Source organism: Sphingobium soli, assembly GCF_020782245.1.
In the GTDB taxonomy this organism is placed as follows: domain Bacteria; phylum Pseudomonadota; class Alphaproteobacteria; order Sphingomonadales; family Sphingomonadaceae; genus Sphingobium; species Sphingobium soli.
In genome coordinates this window covers 16,200-31,892 of sequence record NZ_JAJGNP010000022.1, presented here as the reverse complement: position 1 = coordinate 31,892, position 15,693 = coordinate 16,200, and the positions used below count along the sequence as shown (strand labels likewise).

Annotated in this window: 15 protein-coding genes and 1 pseudogene; 1 reads left to right on the top strand and 15 read right to left on the bottom strand. The window is 64.2% G+C overall.

The features are described from left to right. Nucleotides 1-179: 179 nt before the first annotated feature. The 4 genes and pseudogenes from LL253_RS17960 to LL253_RS17945 form a co-directional block, all read right to left on the bottom strand. The gene (locus LL253_RS17960; RefSeq protein ID WP_009820612.1) at nt 180-1,163 is read right to left on the bottom strand and encodes an aldo/keto reductase; all 984 of its coding nucleotides are present in this window, start codon (nt 1,161-1,163) and stop codon (nt 180-182) included. Then, a complete protein-coding gene (locus tag LL253_RS17955; protein ID WP_228228050.1) occupies nt 1,163-2,122 on the bottom strand; it encodes a Gfo/Idh/MocA family oxidoreductase in 960 nt (319 codons plus the stop codon). Before LL253_RS17955 ends, LL253_RS17960 begins: the two co-directional genes overlap by 1 nt. A gap of 28 nt (nt 2,123-2,150) precedes the next feature. Then, the gene (locus tag LL253_RS17950) at nt 2,151-3,056 is read right to left on the bottom strand and encodes a class III extradiol dioxygenase subunit beta (protein ID WP_228228049.1); all 906 of its coding nucleotides are present in this window, start codon (nt 3,054-3,056) and stop codon (nt 2,151-2,153) included. Continuing rightward, a pseudogene (locus tag LL253_RS17945) lies at nt 3,056-3,319 on the bottom strand (protocatechuate 4,5-dioxygenase subunit alpha); the annotation flags it as partial. The pseudogene LL253_RS17945 and the gene LL253_RS17950, both read right to left, overlap by 1 nt. Between LL253_RS17945 and LL253_RS17940 the strand changes: the two are divergent. Beyond that, nucleotides 3,286-3,747: a helix-turn-helix domain-containing protein gene (locus LL253_RS17940; RefSeq protein ID WP_228228048.1), complete on the top strand. Its 462-nt coding sequence runs from the start codon at nt 3,286-3,288 to the stop codon at nt 3,745-3,747. The pseudogene LL253_RS17945 and the gene LL253_RS17940 sit on opposite strands and share 34 nt — an antisense overlap. Nucleotides 3,748-3,863: 116 nt before the next feature. Here LL253_RS17940 and guaA read toward each other — a convergent pair whose 3' ends face one another. The 11 genes from guaA to ygfZ all read right to left on the bottom strand — a co-directional run bounded on the left by guaA (nt 3,864) and on the right by ygfZ (nt 15,633). Then, nucleotides 3,864-5,435: a glutamine-hydrolyzing GMP synthase gene (guaA, locus tag LL253_RS17935; RefSeq protein ID WP_228228047.1), complete on the bottom strand. Its 1,572-nt coding sequence runs from the start codon at nt 5,433-5,435 to the stop codon at nt 3,864-3,866. Between the two features lie 511 nt (nt 5,436-5,946). After that, entirely contained in the window at nt 5,947-7,650 is a 1,704-nt protein-coding gene (locus LL253_RS17930; RefSeq protein WP_228228046.1) for a flotillin family protein, read from the bottom strand. Nucleotides 7,651-7,662: 12 nt separating this feature from the next. Continuing rightward, nucleotides 7,663-8,262 (bottom strand): YqiJ family protein, encoded by a 600-nt coding sequence (locus LL253_RS17925; RefSeq protein WP_228228045.1) that lies wholly within the window; start codon nt 8,260-8,262, stop codon nt 7,663-7,665. 70 nt (nt 8,263-8,332) lie between these two features. Further along, the gene (locus tag LL253_RS17920; RefSeq protein ID WP_323133424.1) at nt 8,333-8,953 is read right to left on the bottom strand and encodes a hypothetical protein; all 621 of its coding nucleotides are present in this window, start codon (nt 8,951-8,953) and stop codon (nt 8,333-8,335) included. 2 nt (nt 8,954-8,955) lie between these two features. Further along, nucleotides 8,956-11,196: a prolyl oligopeptidase family serine peptidase gene (locus tag LL253_RS17915; protein WP_228228043.1), complete on the bottom strand. Its 2,241-nt coding sequence runs from the start codon at nt 11,194-11,196 to the stop codon at nt 8,956-8,958. 108 nt (nt 11,197-11,304) lie between these two features. Then, complete coding sequence (rplQ, locus tag LL253_RS17910) at nt 11,305-11,730, bottom strand: 50S ribosomal protein L17 (protein WP_009820565.1); 426 nt, start codon at nt 11,728-11,730, stop codon at nt 11,305-11,307. Nucleotides 11,731-11,892: 162 nt separating this feature from the next. Continuing rightward, complete coding sequence (locus LL253_RS17905) at nt 11,893-12,957, bottom strand: DNA-directed RNA polymerase subunit alpha (protein WP_037542000.1); 1,065 nt, start codon at nt 12,955-12,957, stop codon at nt 11,893-11,895. 120 nt (nt 12,958-13,077) lie between these two features. Further along, nucleotides 13,078-13,467, bottom strand: coding sequence for a 30S ribosomal protein S11 (gene rpsK / locus LL253_RS17900; RefSeq protein WP_004208752.1), 390 nt, complete (start codon nt 13,465-13,467; stop codon nt 13,078-13,080). A gap of 100 nt (nt 13,468-13,567) precedes the next feature. Continuing rightward, complete coding sequence (gene rpsM / locus LL253_RS17895) at nt 13,568-13,936, bottom strand: 30S ribosomal protein S13 (RefSeq protein WP_009820563.1); 369 nt, start codon at nt 13,934-13,936, stop codon at nt 13,568-13,570. Between the two features lie 192 nt (nt 13,937-14,128). After that, on the bottom strand, nt 14,129-14,887 hold the full coding sequence (locus tag LL253_RS17890; RefSeq protein WP_228228042.1) for a glutaminyl-peptide cyclotransferase: 759 nt from the start codon (nt 14,885-14,887) through the stop codon (nt 14,129-14,131). Next, on the bottom strand, nt 14,884-15,633 hold the full coding sequence (gene ygfZ, locus LL253_RS17885) for a CAF17-like 4Fe-4S cluster assembly/insertion protein YgfZ (RefSeq protein ID WP_228228062.1): 750 nt from the start codon (nt 15,631-15,633) through the stop codon (nt 14,884-14,886). Before ygfZ ends, LL253_RS17890 begins: the two co-directional genes overlap by 4 nt. Nucleotides 15,634-15,693: the final 60 nt, after the last annotated feature.

Sequence of the window (15,693 nt, the reverse complement as noted above, 5' to 3'; positions counted from 1 at the left end):
GCAAAAATGGTCGAACCATTCCTGGATAGCGCACTGCAATATGGGCAACGCGCTCACCTGAAGCGCAGGATACTCAAGCTCGCTGCGGGCGTGCGCTCGGCGGCGCCGGTGTCCTGAACATCCTCAGTGGCGATGGTCCTGAAGAGGCCACAGCACACCACCTCCCACTGGGTGCGGGATCAGAAGTCCTCGGTATCGATGGTCGCGCGCATGACGTCAGGATAGCGATGGCCGGACACGGTCTGCTGGTTCACGATGGCTCCCACCCTCTCCAGCACGGCGTCATCCAGCGCCAGGTCACGAGCCGCGATATTCTGCGCCAGATGGTCGCTGTTCACCGTACCGGGGATCGCGTGCACATGGTCGCCGCGAGAGAGAACCCATGCGAGCGACAGTTGCGCCGGAGTGATGCCCGCATCCTCTGCGACAGCGTTGAAGGCGCGGATCATGTCCATGTTGCGCGGCCAGTTCTCCCGGCTGAAGCGCGGATGCGTGGCGCGCAGATCCTTCTCCGCCAGCACGAGAGGATCGCCCAGCGCGCCAGCCAGTGCCCCGCGCGCGACGGGTGAAAAGGCGACGAGCGCAATGCCCAGTTCCCTCGTCGTCTCCAGCACGCCGAGTTCGACGTTCCGCGTCCAGGGCGAATATTCGGCCTGCACCGCCGCCATCGGATAGGCTTCATGCGCCTCGCGGATATGCGCGCTGCTCCATTCGGAAACGCCATAGGCGCCGATCTTGCCCGCGACGATCGCTTCGGCGAGCGCGCCGACGCTGTCCGCGATCGGAACCTTTGGATCGAAGCGATGCATGTAGAAGAGATCGATATGATCGGTCTTCAGCCGCTTCAGGCTTGCCTCGATCGAGGCCCTCATGGCCTCCGGGCTGCAATCGATGCCCCGGCGTGGGCCGTCGACGACGATGCCGGTCTTGGTCGCCAACAGGAATTCATCGCGCCGGTCCATGATGGCGTCGCCCAGAATCTCCTCGGACACGCCTTTGCCATAGATGTTGGCTGTGTCGAAGTGATCGTAGCCGAGGTCAAGCGCCTGGCGAAAGAGCCGCACCGCGTCCTCGCGCGGAGGCGGCGAGCCATAGGCCCAGGCCACGTTCATGCAGCCAAGGCCGACGGCGTTTACGCGGCGTCCGGCGAGGTCGCGCGTCATCAGGACCAGCCGTCCTGCGCTTCGAGGCTGGCGGCAAGCTCACCGATCACGCGGTAGCAATCGAGCACGTTCGAGACCGAGCTGTTGGGCGCGCGCCCCTCCCGGATGGCGGCGATGAACTCGCGGTCCTGAAGTTCGATCCCGTTCATGGACACATCGACCTGCGATACATCAATCGGCTCCTCATGCCCGGTGACGAGATCGTCGTAGCGCGCGATATAGGTACCGGTATCGCCGATATAACGGAAGAAGGTTCCGAGCGGGCCGTCATTGTTGAACGACAGGGCCAGCGTCAGGATCTGCCCCGCTTCGGTCTTCAGCTGGATCGACATGTCCATCGCAATCCCCAGATTGGGATGCCGTGGTCCCTGCAGCACATTGGCTGTGATCACCTTCGATCCGGTCATATACTGGAAGATGTCGATGCTGTGCGCGGAATGGTGCCACAGCAGATGATCCGTCCAGCTGCGGGGCTGGCCCTTCGCGTTCATGTTCTTGCGGCGGAAGAAGAAGGTTTCGACATCCATCGCCTGAATGTGGAACTCGCCTGATTCGATCCGCTTCTTCACCCATTGATGGCTGGGGTTGAACCGGCGGGTGTGGCCGACCATGCAGACAAGCACGGTTTCCCTGGCTTTTGCCTCGACCGCCTGTGCATCCTGCCAGCTGTCGGCGAGCGGAATTTCGACCTGCACATGCTTGCCCGCGTCCATGCAGGCAATGGCCTGCCCGGCATGCATCTGCGTTGGGGTGCACAGGATGACCACATCCACTTCGGGCAAGGCCAACGCTTCGGCCAGATCGGTACCCGAATGCGGCGCGCCATATCGGGCGGCGACATCCGCGGCCTGCTCCGCTGACCGGGAGATGACCGAGGCGATCTCCACACCTTCGATATTCCTGAGGCCATCGAGGTGCTTTTCACCAAAGGCGCCCGCGCCGACGAGTGCGATCTTCATGTTTCGGTCTCCCGGATAAATGGGGTTGTCAGGCGATCGGTGCCTGTGCGGTCGCGTCATTGCCTGCCGGTGTCGGGCCGGGTGGAATGGTGCCATCCACCGGTTCGAGCACCAGATGGCCGAGCGCCGTATTGCTGACAGGCACATGATAGTGGCGGTGAAGCGCCCTCGTGCGCGTACCCAGCGCGCCGCGCATGATCAGCCACATGACCATCTCGATCCCCTCGCTGCCTGTCTCGCGCAGATATTCGATATGGGGGATGTGGCGCAGCTCCTGCGTGTCGCCGGTCAGCCGGCCAAGGAAGCGGTTGTCCCATGCCCTGTTGATGAGGCCCGCGCGCGGCCCCTGGAGCTGGTGGCTCATGCCGCCGGTGCCCCAGACCTGCACTTTCAGATCCTCGGGGAAGCTCGCGACGGCGCGTGCGATCGCCTCGTCCAGCGCCCAACAGCGATTGCCCGACGGCGGCGGATAGGTCACGACATTGACGGCGAGCGGGATCACCCTGACCGGCCATGTGTCGACATGGCCGTACATCATCGACAGCGGCACGGTCAGGCCGTGGTCCACCTCCATCTCGTTGATGATCGTCATGTCGAATTCGTCGAGGATCAGCGACTGCGCGATATGCCAGGCAAGGTCGGCGTGTCCCTCGACCGGCGGCACCGGGCGCGCGCCGAATCCCTCATCCGCGGGGTGGTAGACGTCGCCGCAGCCAATGGCGAAGGTCGGGATGATCTTCATGTCGAATGCCGATGCGTGGTCGTTATAGACCAGCACGATCACATCGGGTTTTTCGTCCGCGAGGAATCGGCGGGTCCATTCGAAACCGTCGAAAGCGGGCTTGAAATAAGCCTCGCCTTCCTTGCCATGATCGAACGCATAGCCCAGCACGGGGATATGGCTGCATGCGATGCAGTGGGTGATGCGCGCCATCAGTTCTTGTCCCTTATCGACCGGACGCCGTCCGGGGAGCGCCCGCCAGCGTTCATCATGGCCTGATAATCCTCGACGCTCATGCCCGTCATCGTCGAGACGGCCTGAACAAAGGACAGGCCGTCACAGGAAAAAATCTTGGCGAGGAAATAGATGTTCCCGCCAAGATCGAGCATTTGGTTGTAATCGCGGTCGATGATGGCCCGCTTCTGCTCGTCGGCTGCGCGCCATGGGTGAGCAGGTCTTGCTCGCCAGCGGCCATGAACCTCCGCGCGAACTGCTGCGTCGGTCGCTGGCCGAGGCGTTGCTGCGCATCGCGGCGGAGGAATGCGGCCAACCGGCGCGCCAGCATGGCGACCGCCTTGTCACGCGCTTCCAGGCGCTGGTCGAGGCGCATTGCCGTCGGGAGCGGCGGCTGGCTTTCTACGCGCAGGGGCTATGTTGTACCGAGCGCACCCTCACGCGGCGAGTCGGGGAGGCGCTGGGGGTGAGCCCGATGGACTATCTCCACCAACGCCTCGCGGTCGAGGCGACACGTCTGCTGCGCTTCACCAATGCAAGCTGCGCCGATGTCGCCGACGAGTTGTCGTTCGAGGACCCGTCCTATTTCTCCCGCTGGTATCGTCGCATGACCGGACGACGGCCCAGCACGATTTCGGGCAAGCAGCGGGCGGGCCGGGGGAGTAGCTGATCCACGACGAGCGCCACGCGTGCCCCATTGCTATTTTGGATGCGTTCAGAGGCCGAGGAGACGCGCAGACGAAACCGACCGCCTTAAACCGACGCCATTGCCGCCGATTATATCCGTCACTCCCACTCGATCGTGCCGGGGGGCTTGCTGGTATAGTCGTAGACGACGCGGTTGATGCCCTTGACTTCGTTGATGATACGGGTGGCGACGCGGCTCAAGAACGCGGCGTCGAAGGGGTAGATGTCGGCGGTCATGCCGTCGGTCGAGGTGACGGCGCGCACGGCGCAGACGCTGTCATAGGTGCGATGGTCGCCCATCACGCCCACGGTGCGGACGGGAAGCAGCACCGCAAACGCCTGCCAGATCGCATCATAGAGGCCGGCTGACCGGATCTCCTCCAGATAGATGGCGTCGGCCTTGCGCAATATGTCGCAGCGTTCCTTGGTCACTTCGCCGGGGATGCGGATGGCAAGGCCGGGGCCGGGGAAGGGATGGCGACCAACGAAAATGTCGGGCAGGCCGAGTTCCTTGCCCAGCACACGCACTTCGTCCTTGAACAGTTCGCGCAGGGGTTCGACCAGCTTCATGTTCATCCGTTCGGGCAAGCCACCGACATTATGGTGCGACTTGATCGTGACCGATGGACCGCCGGTGAAGGACACGGATTCGATGACGTCAGGGTAAAGCGTGCCTTGCGCCAGGAAGTCGGCGCCGCCGATCTTCGCGGCTTCCTCTTCGAACACGGCGATGAATTCGCCGCCGATGAACTTGCGCTTCTTTTCCGGGTCGGTGAGACCGGCAAGCCCGCCTAGGAAGCGGTCCTCCGCATTCACATGCACAAGCTTGATGCCATAATGTTCGCGGAACAGGCTCACCACCTGTTCCGCTTCGCCCAGACGCATCAGGCCATGGTCGACAAAGACGCAGGTGAGCTGATCGCCGATCGCTTCGTGGATCAGCACCGCCGCTACCGCGCTGTCGACGCCGCCCGACAGGCCGCAGATGACCCGGCCGTCGCCAACCTGCTCACGGATTTCGGCGATCTTGACCTGGCGGAACTCGGCCATGGTCCAATCGCCCGCGAGGCCGCAGACATGGCGGACGAAATTGGCGATCAGCTTGCCGCCATCGGGGGTGTGGACAACTTCGGGGTGGAATTGCGTGCCATAGAATTTGCGGTCTTCGTCGGCGATGACGGCGAAGGGCGCGCCGTCCGACACGGCGACGATCTTGAAGCCCGGCGCGAATTGCGTGACCTTGTCGCCATGGCTCATCCACACCTGATGCCGCTCGCCGACCTCCCACAGACCGTCGAACAGGGCGCAGGGTTCGGTGACGGTGAGGAACGCGCGGCCAAATTCCCCGCCCTCGCCGGTTTCATGGCCAGGGCGGACTTCGCCGCCCAATTGATGGCTCATCACCTGCTGGCCGTAGCAGATGCCCAGAATTGGCACGCCCGCATCGAACAGGGCCTGCGGCGCGCGCGGGCTGCCTTCATCGGGAACGCCGGCGGGCGAGCCGGACAGAATGATGCCCTTGGGCTTTAAACGCTCGAAAGCCTCGGCGGCGGCGGTGAAGGGGGCGATTTCGGAATAGACCCCGGCTTCGCGCACACGCCGGGCGATAAGCTGAGTCACCTGGCTGCCGAAATCCACGATGAGGATCGTATCCTGAAGGGGCAGCGTCATCGAATCGCCTTTATGTCGAGTGGTGGCAGGGATTCGCGCCCGGTTAGTCGCCCCTTGGCGCAATGTCCAGTTGAGCGGGCCATGCCGGCTGCGCAAGGGGTTCGCGCCGTAGCCGGAGCGGCGGCGATGGCCGTGCGATGGGCCGCGGATATGGCGCCGCCGATGGCAAAAACGACAGGGGCGAAGTTCACAGTGTCACCGGGCTTTTGAGGCCCGAAGCGACCAGGAAGCGACCATAAGGCGACCACGAAGCGACACCTAAGCGACACGGGTCCGGCAGCGCGCGATCGTGCAGATGGGCGTTGCCGAGGCGGCGTGGCGCGTGACGGATGAAGGAAGGCGTGAGCCAGCATCTGGCAGGATAGATCAGCTATTTTCCAACATTGGAAGGGTGTTGGATGGGGCGGCCGCCCCATGGCAGTCCAACCCCCATATTCTGTGGCGCAATTGAAATTTTTGGCCTGAGGCCCCGGGGCCGGGGCCATGGCGGCAAGACCGATCTGGTTCCGTGCTAGGTCGCAGCACTGTCCTCAGCAGTCTCTGGCGACGCGGAAACAGGAGGTGTGGACGCGGCCGCGCCCTTCACCATGGCATCGAGGCTGGTGCCATCCAGGCCAAGTTCCTTCATGAGGCCGTCGATCACCGGGGCCTGGGCACGATAGCGCAAGGCCGCGGAGACTGCGGCATTGGCGAGGTTCTGGTCACCAGCTTCGATTCCGGCCGCCCCGGCCCCGCCGCCCCCTTGGTTAGTCAAGCCATCGACCTGGACGATGCGGATGGAATCGATCGCCTCCATCGGTTTGGCCGCTTCACGCACCAGATCCGGAAGTATCTTGAGCAGCGCGATCTTGGTCTGGAGCGAAACCTGATCGGACGAGAGGATGTTGGCCGCTTCGTTGACCGCGCGTTGGCCAGCGGCTTCTACTTCAAAGCGGACACGATCCGCCTCAGCGCGCAGCTTGGCCGCTTCGGCCTCGCCCTCGGCAGCCAGGCGCATGGCTTCGGCGCGGTCGGCAGCGGCCTGCTTTTCCGCCTCGGCTTCAACACGGACCTGGATGGCGGCGCGTTCCGCTTCCCGCGCTGCGTCGATAAGCTCGATCCGCTTGGCGCGTTCAGCGACTTCTGTCGCGCGGGACGTCTGCACCTGCTCTTCGGCGGCAACGGCCTTTGCGCGGGCTTCATCGGCTTCGGCCTTGGCTTGGCTTTCCTGCCGGCTCTTGTTCTGAACAGCGATCTGCTGTTCCTGGCGGGCAAGTTCGAGCGCCTGTTCCTGGGCGATGCGGGCCTGTTTGACGGTGCGATCAGCCTCGATCTGCTGGCTGTCAACGAGCTTCTTGGCCTCGATCCGCGCCTGTTCCGCTTCCTGTTGACGCAACGCCTGTTCGCGCGCGACTTCAGCCGCCTGTTCCGCGCGGCGCATTTCAACTTCGCGTTCCTGCTCGAGCCGCGCAAATTCGGTGTCACGCGCAATGATCATCGACTGACGCTCGGCCTCGAGATTCTTCGTCTCGATCTGGACGCGGGTTTCCTGCTCGATGTCGTTGCGGGTCTTCTTGCGCAGTTCGATCTGCTCGGTCAGCTTGGTGAGACCCTCGGCATCAAAGGCATTATTGGCGTTGAAATGCTCGATCGAGGTCTGGTCGAGACCGGTGAGCGACACGCTCTCCAACTCCAGGCCGTTCATGGCGAGATCGACCGACGAAACCTGCTGCACTTTCTGGACAAATTCGCTGCGCTGTTCATGCAGTTGGTTCATCGTCATGCCCGCCGCCACGGAGCGCAAGGCGTCGACAAATTTGCCCTCGACCAATTCCTTGAGCGCTTCGGGATTCATGGTGCGCATGCCGAGCGTCTGGGCAGCGATCGCGATGGATTGCGCGTCCGGCTTCACGCGGACGTAAAATTCCGCCTTCACGTCGATGCGCAGCCGATCCAGCGTGATGAGCGCATCGGCATTTTTCCGCTCGACCGCCAAGCGCACCGTGTTCATGTTGACCGGCATGGTTTCATGAAAGATCGGCAGCACCAGCGCGCCGCCATTCATCACCACCTTCTCACCGCCAAAGCCGGTGCGCACGAACCCGATTTCCTTCGAAGCCCGCTTGTAGAGGCGCGCGATGATGACCCCCAGCACGATGAGAACGAGCAGGCCGCTGCCCGCGATCACCGCATAAGGCAGCACGGATACGCCGTCCTGTGCGACGGGAAGGGTCATAATAATATCTCCTCAGAGTCGGGGCAGATAATGGTCGCCATAGGATATGGCGCGGAAAAGCTGGCCTTCGCGCCGGACGAGCAGGATCGTTTCTCCCTCCTCCAACTGCTGGCCGTTATTGTCAGGCTCGACCATGACATAATGATGCTGACCATGATGATCCTGAACGCGAGCGCGTGCGGGCGAACCGGCATAGGCGCGGCCGGTCACGATGACGGCATGGCTGCCGACCAGATGCTCGATAGGAATGGCGGTGCTGTGGTCGCGTGGCAGCAACGGGGCCAGCGCGCGTGCTGCCAGGCCGGTCGCTGGCAGCGCCAGCGCTCCGGCGACCGGCACCGCGATCCACGGGGACAGCATGGCACCGATAAGGTCGTGGGCGGCTTGCTGGCCGATCAGACCGATCACGGAAAAAAGGGTCAGGAACAACGCGATCAATGCCAGCAACGGCAGATGGCCAAATCCAAGCCAACCTAGCAGATCGGCGTCTCCGTCAAGATTCAGATCGGCGTCGCCACCCAGGCCCATGGCCTGCACGAGTCCGATCACCAGCATCAATGCAAAGGCCGAAACGAATATGATATTCTCCGGCGCGAAGAGAAAGCCCGACACCCCTAACCCCCTGATTCGGGGCAGATGCTAGCCCAGCTTTACATAGGCCGACAGCAAAACCGGTCGGGTGTCAGCGCGAAACCAAGTCGCGGCTGAGATAGACCTGTGCGACGCGGCCGTCGCGATCGAGGGTGCAGGTGAAACGGCGGGTCTGGCCGGTGGGGGCGCGGGTGCTGGCGCGCTGTTCGACCTGGCCGTCGATATTGTAACCGCCATTGGCTGCGGCGACCGGGCTGGCCATGGTGCGCACCTCGGCAAAGCCGCCGTCGCGCTCGGCTTCGTCGCGGGCGGCGCGGGCGCAGCTGTCGGCGAGCGCATCGTCCTGCGCGGCTATGTCGGAGAAATCGGCTTCGTCGACAGGCGGTGGCGGCGCGTCGCTGCCCAGATCATCGCCATAATCAGTGCCGGCGCGGGGCGGTGGCGCGTCATATTCGCCGCCGGTGATGGGATCGCGGACCTTGCGATCCTTCGACATCGAATTGGCGACGATCGCGACGGCGCCCACCAGAGCGGCCACGCCAATTGCGTCGCCCAGGCCAAAGCCGTCGCCGCGATGGCGGTGATGCCTGTCCCAGCCGCGATCCCAGCCCCGGTCCCAGCGCGGACGGGCTTCCGCCGCGCTGACGCTGCCCAGCAGCAGGCCCGCGCTCACCAGCGCTCCGGTCATCCAGCGTGTCTTGGTCCCGATCATGCTCATTGGCCTCCTGCGACTATGGGAGCCATAACGTGCGCCGGCTGTCCAGCGGCTGAACGGGGCGCGGCGGCGGGACGCGGGGCGATCGCAAGGCCGGTGAAATGGGCGGCGAAGGCGTAGCTGTCGGCATATTCGTCGATCAGCTTGTCGACCGGTTTGCCTGCGCCATGGCCGGCGCGGCTTTCGACCCGCAGCAGGCGCGGTCGCGCGCCAAGGTCAGCGGCCTGGAGCGCGGCGGCATATTTGAAGCTGTGGGCGGGAACGACGCGGTCGTCGGTGTCGGCGGTGGAGACAAGGATGGCGGGATAGTCCGCCCCGCCCGCGATATTGTGATAGGGCGAATAGGCGTAGAGGAGCGGGAAATCCCGCTTGTCGGCGGGCGAGCCATAATCGTCGATCCAATAGCGGCCGGCAGTAAAGCGATCAAAGCGCAGCATGTCCATGACGCCCACGGCCGGCAGCGCGGCGGCGAACAGGTCGGGCCGCTGGTTCACCACCGCGCCGACCAGCAGACCGCCATTGGAGCGCCCCTCTATCGCAAGGCCATCAGGCGGGGTGAAGCCATTGGCCTTGAGATACTCCGCCGCGGCGATGAAATCGTCGAACACATTCTGCTTGTTGGCGCCGCGCCCGGCATCGTGCCACGCCTTGCCATATTCGCCGCCGCCACGCAGATTGGCGATGGCATAGACCCCGCCCTGCTCCAGCCAGGCCATGCGGGTGGCGGAATAGCCCGGCGTCAGGCTGATGTTGAAGCCGCCATAGCCATAGAGGATGGTCGGCGCGGCGGTCGCGCTGTCGGCCAGCGCTCTCTTGCGCAGGATGGTGAGCGGGATCATCGTGCCGTCCTTCGACGGGTAGAGCCGCTGTTCTATGCCATAGTCGTTCGGGTCGAAGGGCAGGTCGGGCTGGGCGAAAAGCTGGAACTGACGGGTCGCGGTGTCGAAGCGATAGATGCTGGCCGGCGTGACGAAGCCGGAAAAGCTGAAAAATGTCTCCGGATCGCCCGACCGGCCGCCAAAGCCAGCCGCCGTGCCGAAGCCCGGCAGCGGCACGTCACCCACCCTGCGCCCGTCAAGTTCGACCAGTTCGGCGATCGTCTGCGCGCCGTTCATGGAAGCGAGGATCAGGCGATCGCCCACCAGCGCGCCGCCGACCAGCGTCTGGGCGCGTTCGGGCACGATTTCCTGCGCGCGCCTTCGGGGATTGGCGGCGTCGAGCGTGACCACGCGCCGGTGCGGCGCGCGGTGATCGGTGAGGAAATAGAGCGTGGATCCCCGGCTGCCGATCAGCCGCCAGTCCTGCGCGGGACCGCGCACCAGCCGGCGCAGGACGATGGGGCCGCCGGTCAGGGGTGCGACATGGATTTCGCGGCGCGGGTCGATGCCTTCGAACGAGCTGACGACCAGCCAGCGCCCATCGGCCGTCACCTGCGCTTGATGGCTGAGCCGGGGGCGGTCGGGCGTGGCGTAGATCAGCTGATCCTGCGACTGGGGCGTGCCGATGCGGTGATAATAGAGGCTTTGGCCAAGGTTGGTCGAGCGGAACGCTTCGCCGGGACCGGGTGCGGCGAAACGGGAATAGAAAAAGCCTTCGCTGCGCCCGTCCCAGGCGGTTTGCGAGAATTTGACCCATTGGACGGCATCGTCGAGCGTGCGGCCGCTGTCGACATCGATCAGGCGCAGCGTGCGCCAGTCGCTGCCCGCATCCTGCACGCCATAGGCGAGCATCCGGCCATCGGGCGAGGGCGTCCACTCCGCGAGCGCGCTGGCGCCATCCTGCGCCCAGCTGTTGGGATTGAGCAGAAGCCGCTGCCTGCCCGTCAGCCCTTCGCGTACATAAAGCGGGGTCTGATTTTCCAGCCCCCGGTTATAGCCATAGAAATAGCGGTCGCCCGCCTTGCGGGGGACAGTGTAGCGGCCATGGGCGAAGAGCGCCTGCAAGCGGGCCTTGAGCGCCTCTCGCCCCGGCAACGCGTCGAGATAGCGGCGAGTGAGCGCATTTTCCCGCGCCACCCAGTCGCGGACCGCCGGATCGGCGCGCAGGTCATTTTCCAGCCAGCGATAGGGATCGGCGACCGGCACGCCGAAATGATCCTCCACTATGTCCTGCCTGCGGGCGAGCGGATAGCGCAGCGCCGGATCGCTCGCCGCGATCGCCGCGTCGTCGGGATGTGCGCGCAGCATGGCCGGGGCAGCGGCCAGCCAGAGCGACAGCAGGATCAGGGCGAAGCCGCGCATCCTCTCTTCCAAGCTCTTTTATACATAACCAAAACAGGCCGCGCTTCCCATAAAGGAAACGCGGCCTGTCGGTAAAGCATCCCGTCCCGCGGCGCGGGACCGCGAAGATCAGGCGGCTTCGAAATCGTCCTCGTCGGCGCCCTGGACCGGACCGGAATCCTGACCCTTGGCATCGACGTCGCGGTCGATCAGTTCGATGATCGCGACCGGGGCGGCGTCCGACGCGCGGAAGCCGGCCTTGATGACGCGGGTGTAGCCGCCGTTGCGGTCCTTGTAGCGTTCCGCCAGCACTTCGAACAGCTTGGTCAGCTGCGCATCGTCCTGGAGCCGCGAGCTGGCCAGACGGCGATTGGACAGGCCACCCTTCTTGGCGAGGGTGATCAGCTTTTCGACATAGGGACGCAGTTCCTTGGCCTTGGCGGTGCCGGTCAGGATCTGCTCATGCTTGATGAGCGAGGCGGCGAGGTTGCGCAGCAGGGCGGTGCGATGACCGGCGCTGCGCTGAAGCTTACGATGACCGATTTTGTGACGCATGTTCGTTTCCTTCGTTCGTTAAGGGCCCGTATGAGGTAGCCCAGACCAGGCGACCGTTGAGGGTCGTCGCCCATGACCCATTCCGTTCGATTCGAGCCTGTCCTGAGCGACTGCTGCAAGCAGTCAGTCGAAGGGCTGCTCGAACCGAACGGCGGTTGGAGTTTAGCCCAACAGCTCCTGTTCGAGCTTCTTGGCCATTTCCTCGATATTTTCCGGCGGCCAGCCGGGGATGTCCATGCCAAGGCGCAGACCCATCGACGAGAGCACTTCCTTGATTTCGTTCAGCGACTTGCGGCCGAAATTGGGGGTGCGCAGCATCTCGGCCTCGGTCTTCTGGACCAAGTCGCCGATATAGATGATGTTGTCGTTCTTGAGGCAGTTGGCCGAGCGGACCGACAGTTCCAGTTCGTCCACCTTCTTGAGCAGATAGCGGTTGATCTGGTTGGCGTCGCTTTCGCCTTCCGAAGCGGCGGCGCCAGCGGCATGGCCGGTGGCGGGCGCAGCGGCGGGCAGCGCGTCTTCGAAGTGGACGAACAGCTGGAGCTGGTCCTGCAGGATGCGCGCAGCATAGGCCACCGCGTCTTCCGGCGTGACGGTGCCGTCGGTTTCGAGCGTCAGCGACAGCTTGTCATAGTCCAGTTCCTGGCCGACGCGGGTGTTGTCCACCTTGTAGGCGACCTGACGGACCGGCGAATAGAGCGCGTCGACCGGGATGAGGCCGATCGGCGCATCGGCCGGACGGTTGGCGACGGCGGGGACATAGCCCTTGCCGACGTCAGCGGTCAGTTCCATGTTGAGCGTCGCGCCCTGGTCAAGATGACAGATCACCAGGTCCGGGTTCATCACTTCGATATCGCCCACGACGCTGATGTCGCCGGCCTTCACCACGGCAGGGCCGGTGGCGGAAAGCTGGAGCCGCTTGGGGCCTTCGCCTTCCATCTTCAGCGCGACCTGCTTGATGTTGAGGACGATGTCGGTCACGTCTTCGCGTACGCCGGTGAGCGACGAGAATTCATGCAGGACGTTCTCGATCTTGATCGAGGTGACCGCCGCGCCCTGAAGCGAGGACAGAAGAACCCGACGCAGCGCGTTGCCGAGCGTCAGGCCGAAACCGCGCTCCAGCGGCTCGGCAACGAACGTCGCCTTGCGCTTGCCGTCGCCCGACGCCTTGATCTCGAGGCTGTTGGGCTTCTTCAATTCCTGCCAGTTCTTCATGTTGACAGTCATGTATTTCCCCTGGGGATGGGCCGAAACGCTGTATGATCCTGACCCGACAGGAACGTTCCGGCGATGCAAACGGGAAAACGGGCGACGCGTCCGCCGCCCGCATGTCATGCAACGCTGCGGTTAGACGCGGCGACGCTTGGACGGACGCACGCCATTGTGCGGGATCGGCGTGACGTCACGGATCGAAGTGATGTGGAAGCCCACGGCCTGGAGGGCGCGCAGAGCCGATTCACGGCCCGACCCCGGACCCTTGACTTCGACCTCGAGGGTGCGGACGCCATGTTCGGCCGCCTTGCGGCCGGCGTCTTCGGCGCAGACCTGCGCGGCATAAGGGGTCGACTTGCGGCTGCCCTTGAAGCCCATCATGCCGGCCGAGGACCAGCTGATCGCATTGCCCTGGGCATCGGTGATGGTGACCATGGTGTTGTTGAAGCTGGCGTTGACGTGCGCGACGCCGGCCGAGATATTCTTGCGTTCGCGGCGCTTAATGCGCTGAGGTTCGCGTGCCATTTTGCTCTATCCTACTGAAACTTGTGAGGCTGGAGGCGTCATCCCGTGGGAGAGCTGCCTCCGGCGGAGAAGAAGAGGAAACAGTCCCCCGGACTGTTTCTTACTTCTTCTTACCAGCGATCGGCTTAGCCTTGCCCTTGCGGGTGCGCGCATTGGTGTGCGTGCGCTGGCCGCGAACCGGCAGGCCCTTGCGATGACGCAGGCCGCGATAGCAGGCGAGATCCATCAGGCGCTTGATATTCATCGCGGTTTCGCGACGCAGGTCGCCTTCAACCGTGTGATCGGCGTCGATGGCTTCACGGATCTGGAGGACTTCGGCGTCCGACAGGTCCTGAACGCGGCGGCTATGGTCGATGCCCAGCTTGTCGGCGATCGACACGGCGGTGTGGCGGCCGATGCCGTGAATGTAGGTGAGCGCGATGATCACGCGCTTGTTGGTCGGGATGTTAACACCCGCAATACGTGCCATGGTAAACTATTCTCCTGCTCCACAGGGCGCTTGCGCAACCCTATCTCAAAGCGTCCGGGCCATGCTTCCCTGGCAAGGAAGAATGGCCGATTTCCTATCCCCCCAGACGCAAAAAAGACGGCCAGTGCGAAAAGCACTGCCGCTCGCCAGCGTGTTGGGGAGGGTCGCCATTAGCGATTCGGTACATCCAAGTCAACCGCGCGGCCGGGTTTCCACGCGAATCTCAAACAGCTTGGGCCAATATTTTCCGGTGACGAAAATCCGGTCCCGCGCCGCATCATAGGCGATGCCATTGGTCACGGCTTCATTGTCGGTGACGCCCGCCTTCGCGCGCAAGGGCGCAAGATCGATCCAGTCGATCACCGCGCCCGATGCCGGGTCGATGCGGGCGATGCGCGTATCATACCAGATATTGGCCCAGATTTCGCCGCGCACATATTCCAGTTCATTGAGGCGCTGCACCGGGCGGCCGTTCCAGGTCACGGTGATGCGCCTTTGTTCCGTCAGGCTGTCGGGATCAAGGAAGCGCAGCTGCGCCGTGCCGTCGCTCATGATGATGTGCCGGCCATCCTGGGTCAGCGCCCACCCCTCCCCTTCATAGCGGAATTCGCCCTGCGGCGCGAAGTCGGCCAGCGACCAGACGAAACCACGCCGGTGCCGCCAGGTCAGGCTGACGATCCGATCCTTCCAGTTGACGATGCCTTCACCGAAATAGGGCGGATCGACGACGCGGCGTTGCAGCACCTTGCCGCTTTTGAGCGCCACCTTGCGAATGTCGGAGCGGCCCTCCAGCCCGGTACTCTCGTAAAGCGCGCCGTCGTGATAGAAGAGCCCCTCGGTAAAGGCGGACGGATCGTGCGGGTAGGTTTTGACCAGGGTCCAGGGCGTTTGCGCCTGGGCGGGCGCACCGAGGAGACAGGCGGCGAGGACCGCCAGCAGCGCGCGGATCATACCGCAGCTTCCCCCGCGATCGCCGCGGCGAGCCAATCGGGCAGCAGCGCCGGGTCCAGCCCCTCCACGCGGCGCAGTTCGATCGACAGGCCAAGATCGGGCAGGGCGGCGCGCTGGCGCTTGTCATCCGCCTCGCTGAGCGGGACGGCGACCAGCCGGCGGCTCACCTTGTTGCGATAATGCATGCGCGCGGTATTTTCCTGCCCGACATAGCAGCCCTTGTCATAATCGACCCCGCCCAGTTCCTGCGCATTGGTTTCCAGCCAGAGGACCTGGTCCTGCCCCAGCTCCTCCACCCCTTCGAACACGCCGAGCGAGAGACGATGGGCGCGGAAGGCGGCGGCGGCATCGCCCTCCCCCACACCATTGCCCGCCGGCGCAAGCCAGCGATGGCCGAGCGCGGGAAGGCGCGGATCATGCGGCTGGTCGGCCGCGTCAGGGGACCAGTGCACCGCCAGCGCCTCTTCGCGCGCGATCGTCACTTTGCGGCGCAGACGATAGAGGGTGAGGCGCTTTGCAAGCATGTCGGCCTGCGAAGCCTCGCAGTCGATCAGCACGTCGCCGCCATCTTCCCACAGGATGAAGTCGAACAGCGCCTTCCCCTGCGGCGTCAGCAGGCCGGTCCAGCGCGGATGGCCCGGCTGCAATGTCAGCACATCGCGGGTCAACAGGCCCTGAAGAAAGGCGCGCGCCTCCTCCCCGGAAATTCTAAGGAGCGCGCGGTCAGTGAGGGTGGTGCCGGTCATCGGCTTTAGGTAGGACGGCAACAGGACGAAGCCAAGCCGTTCGCGCGGCCAGAGCAGACA

Coding starts and splice junctions, on each gene's coding strand:
- LL253_RS17960 (WP_009820612.1), bottom strand. CDS start 1,163: ATGACGCGCGACCTCGCCGGACGCCGCGTAAACGCCGTCGGCCTTGGC.
- LL253_RS17955 (WP_228228050.1), bottom strand. CDS start 2,122: ATGAAGATCGCACTCGTCGGCGCGGGCGCCTTTGGTGAAAAGCACCTC.
- LL253_RS17950 (WP_228228049.1), bottom strand. CDS start 3,056: ATGGCGCGCATCACCCACTGCATCGCATGCAGCCATATCCCCGTGCTG.
- LL253_RS17940 (WP_228228048.1), top strand. CDS start 3,286: ATGGGTGAGCAGGTCTTGCTCGCCAGCGGCCATGAACCTCCGCGCGAA.
- guaA (WP_228228047.1), bottom strand. CDS start 5,435: ATGACGCTGCCCCTTCAGGATACGATCCTCATCGTGGATTTCGGCAGC.
- LL253_RS17930 (WP_228228046.1), bottom strand. CDS start 7,650: ATGACCCTTCCCGTCGCACAGGACGGCGTATCCGTGCTGCCTTATGCG.
- LL253_RS17920 (WP_323133424.1), bottom strand. CDS start 8,953: ATGATCGGGACCAAGACACGCTGGATGACCGGAGCGCTGGTGAGCGCG.
- LL253_RS17915 (WP_228228043.1), bottom strand. CDS start 11,196: ATGCGCGGCTTCGCCCTGATCCTGCTGTCGCTCTGGCTGGCCGCTGCC.
- rplQ (WP_009820565.1), bottom strand. CDS start 11,730: ATGCGTCACAAAATCGGTCATCGTAAGCTTCAGCGCAGCGCCGGTCAT.
- LL253_RS17905 (WP_037542000.1), bottom strand. CDS start 12,957: ATGACTGTCAACATGAAGAACTGGCAGGAATTGAAGAAGCCCAACAGC.
- rpsK (WP_004208752.1), bottom strand. CDS start 13,467: ATGGCACGCGAACCTCAGCGCATTAAGCGCCGCGAACGCAAGAATATC.
- rpsM (WP_009820563.1), bottom strand. CDS start 13,936: ATGGCACGTATTGCGGGTGTTAACATCCCGACCAACAAGCGCGTGATC.
- LL253_RS17890 (WP_228228042.1), bottom strand. CDS start 14,887: ATGATCCGCGCGCTGCTGGCGGTCCTCGCCGCCTGTCTCCTCGGTGCG.
- ygfZ (WP_228228062.1), bottom strand. CDS start 15,633: ATGACCGGCACCACCCTCACTGACCGCGCGCTCCTTAGAATTTCCGGG.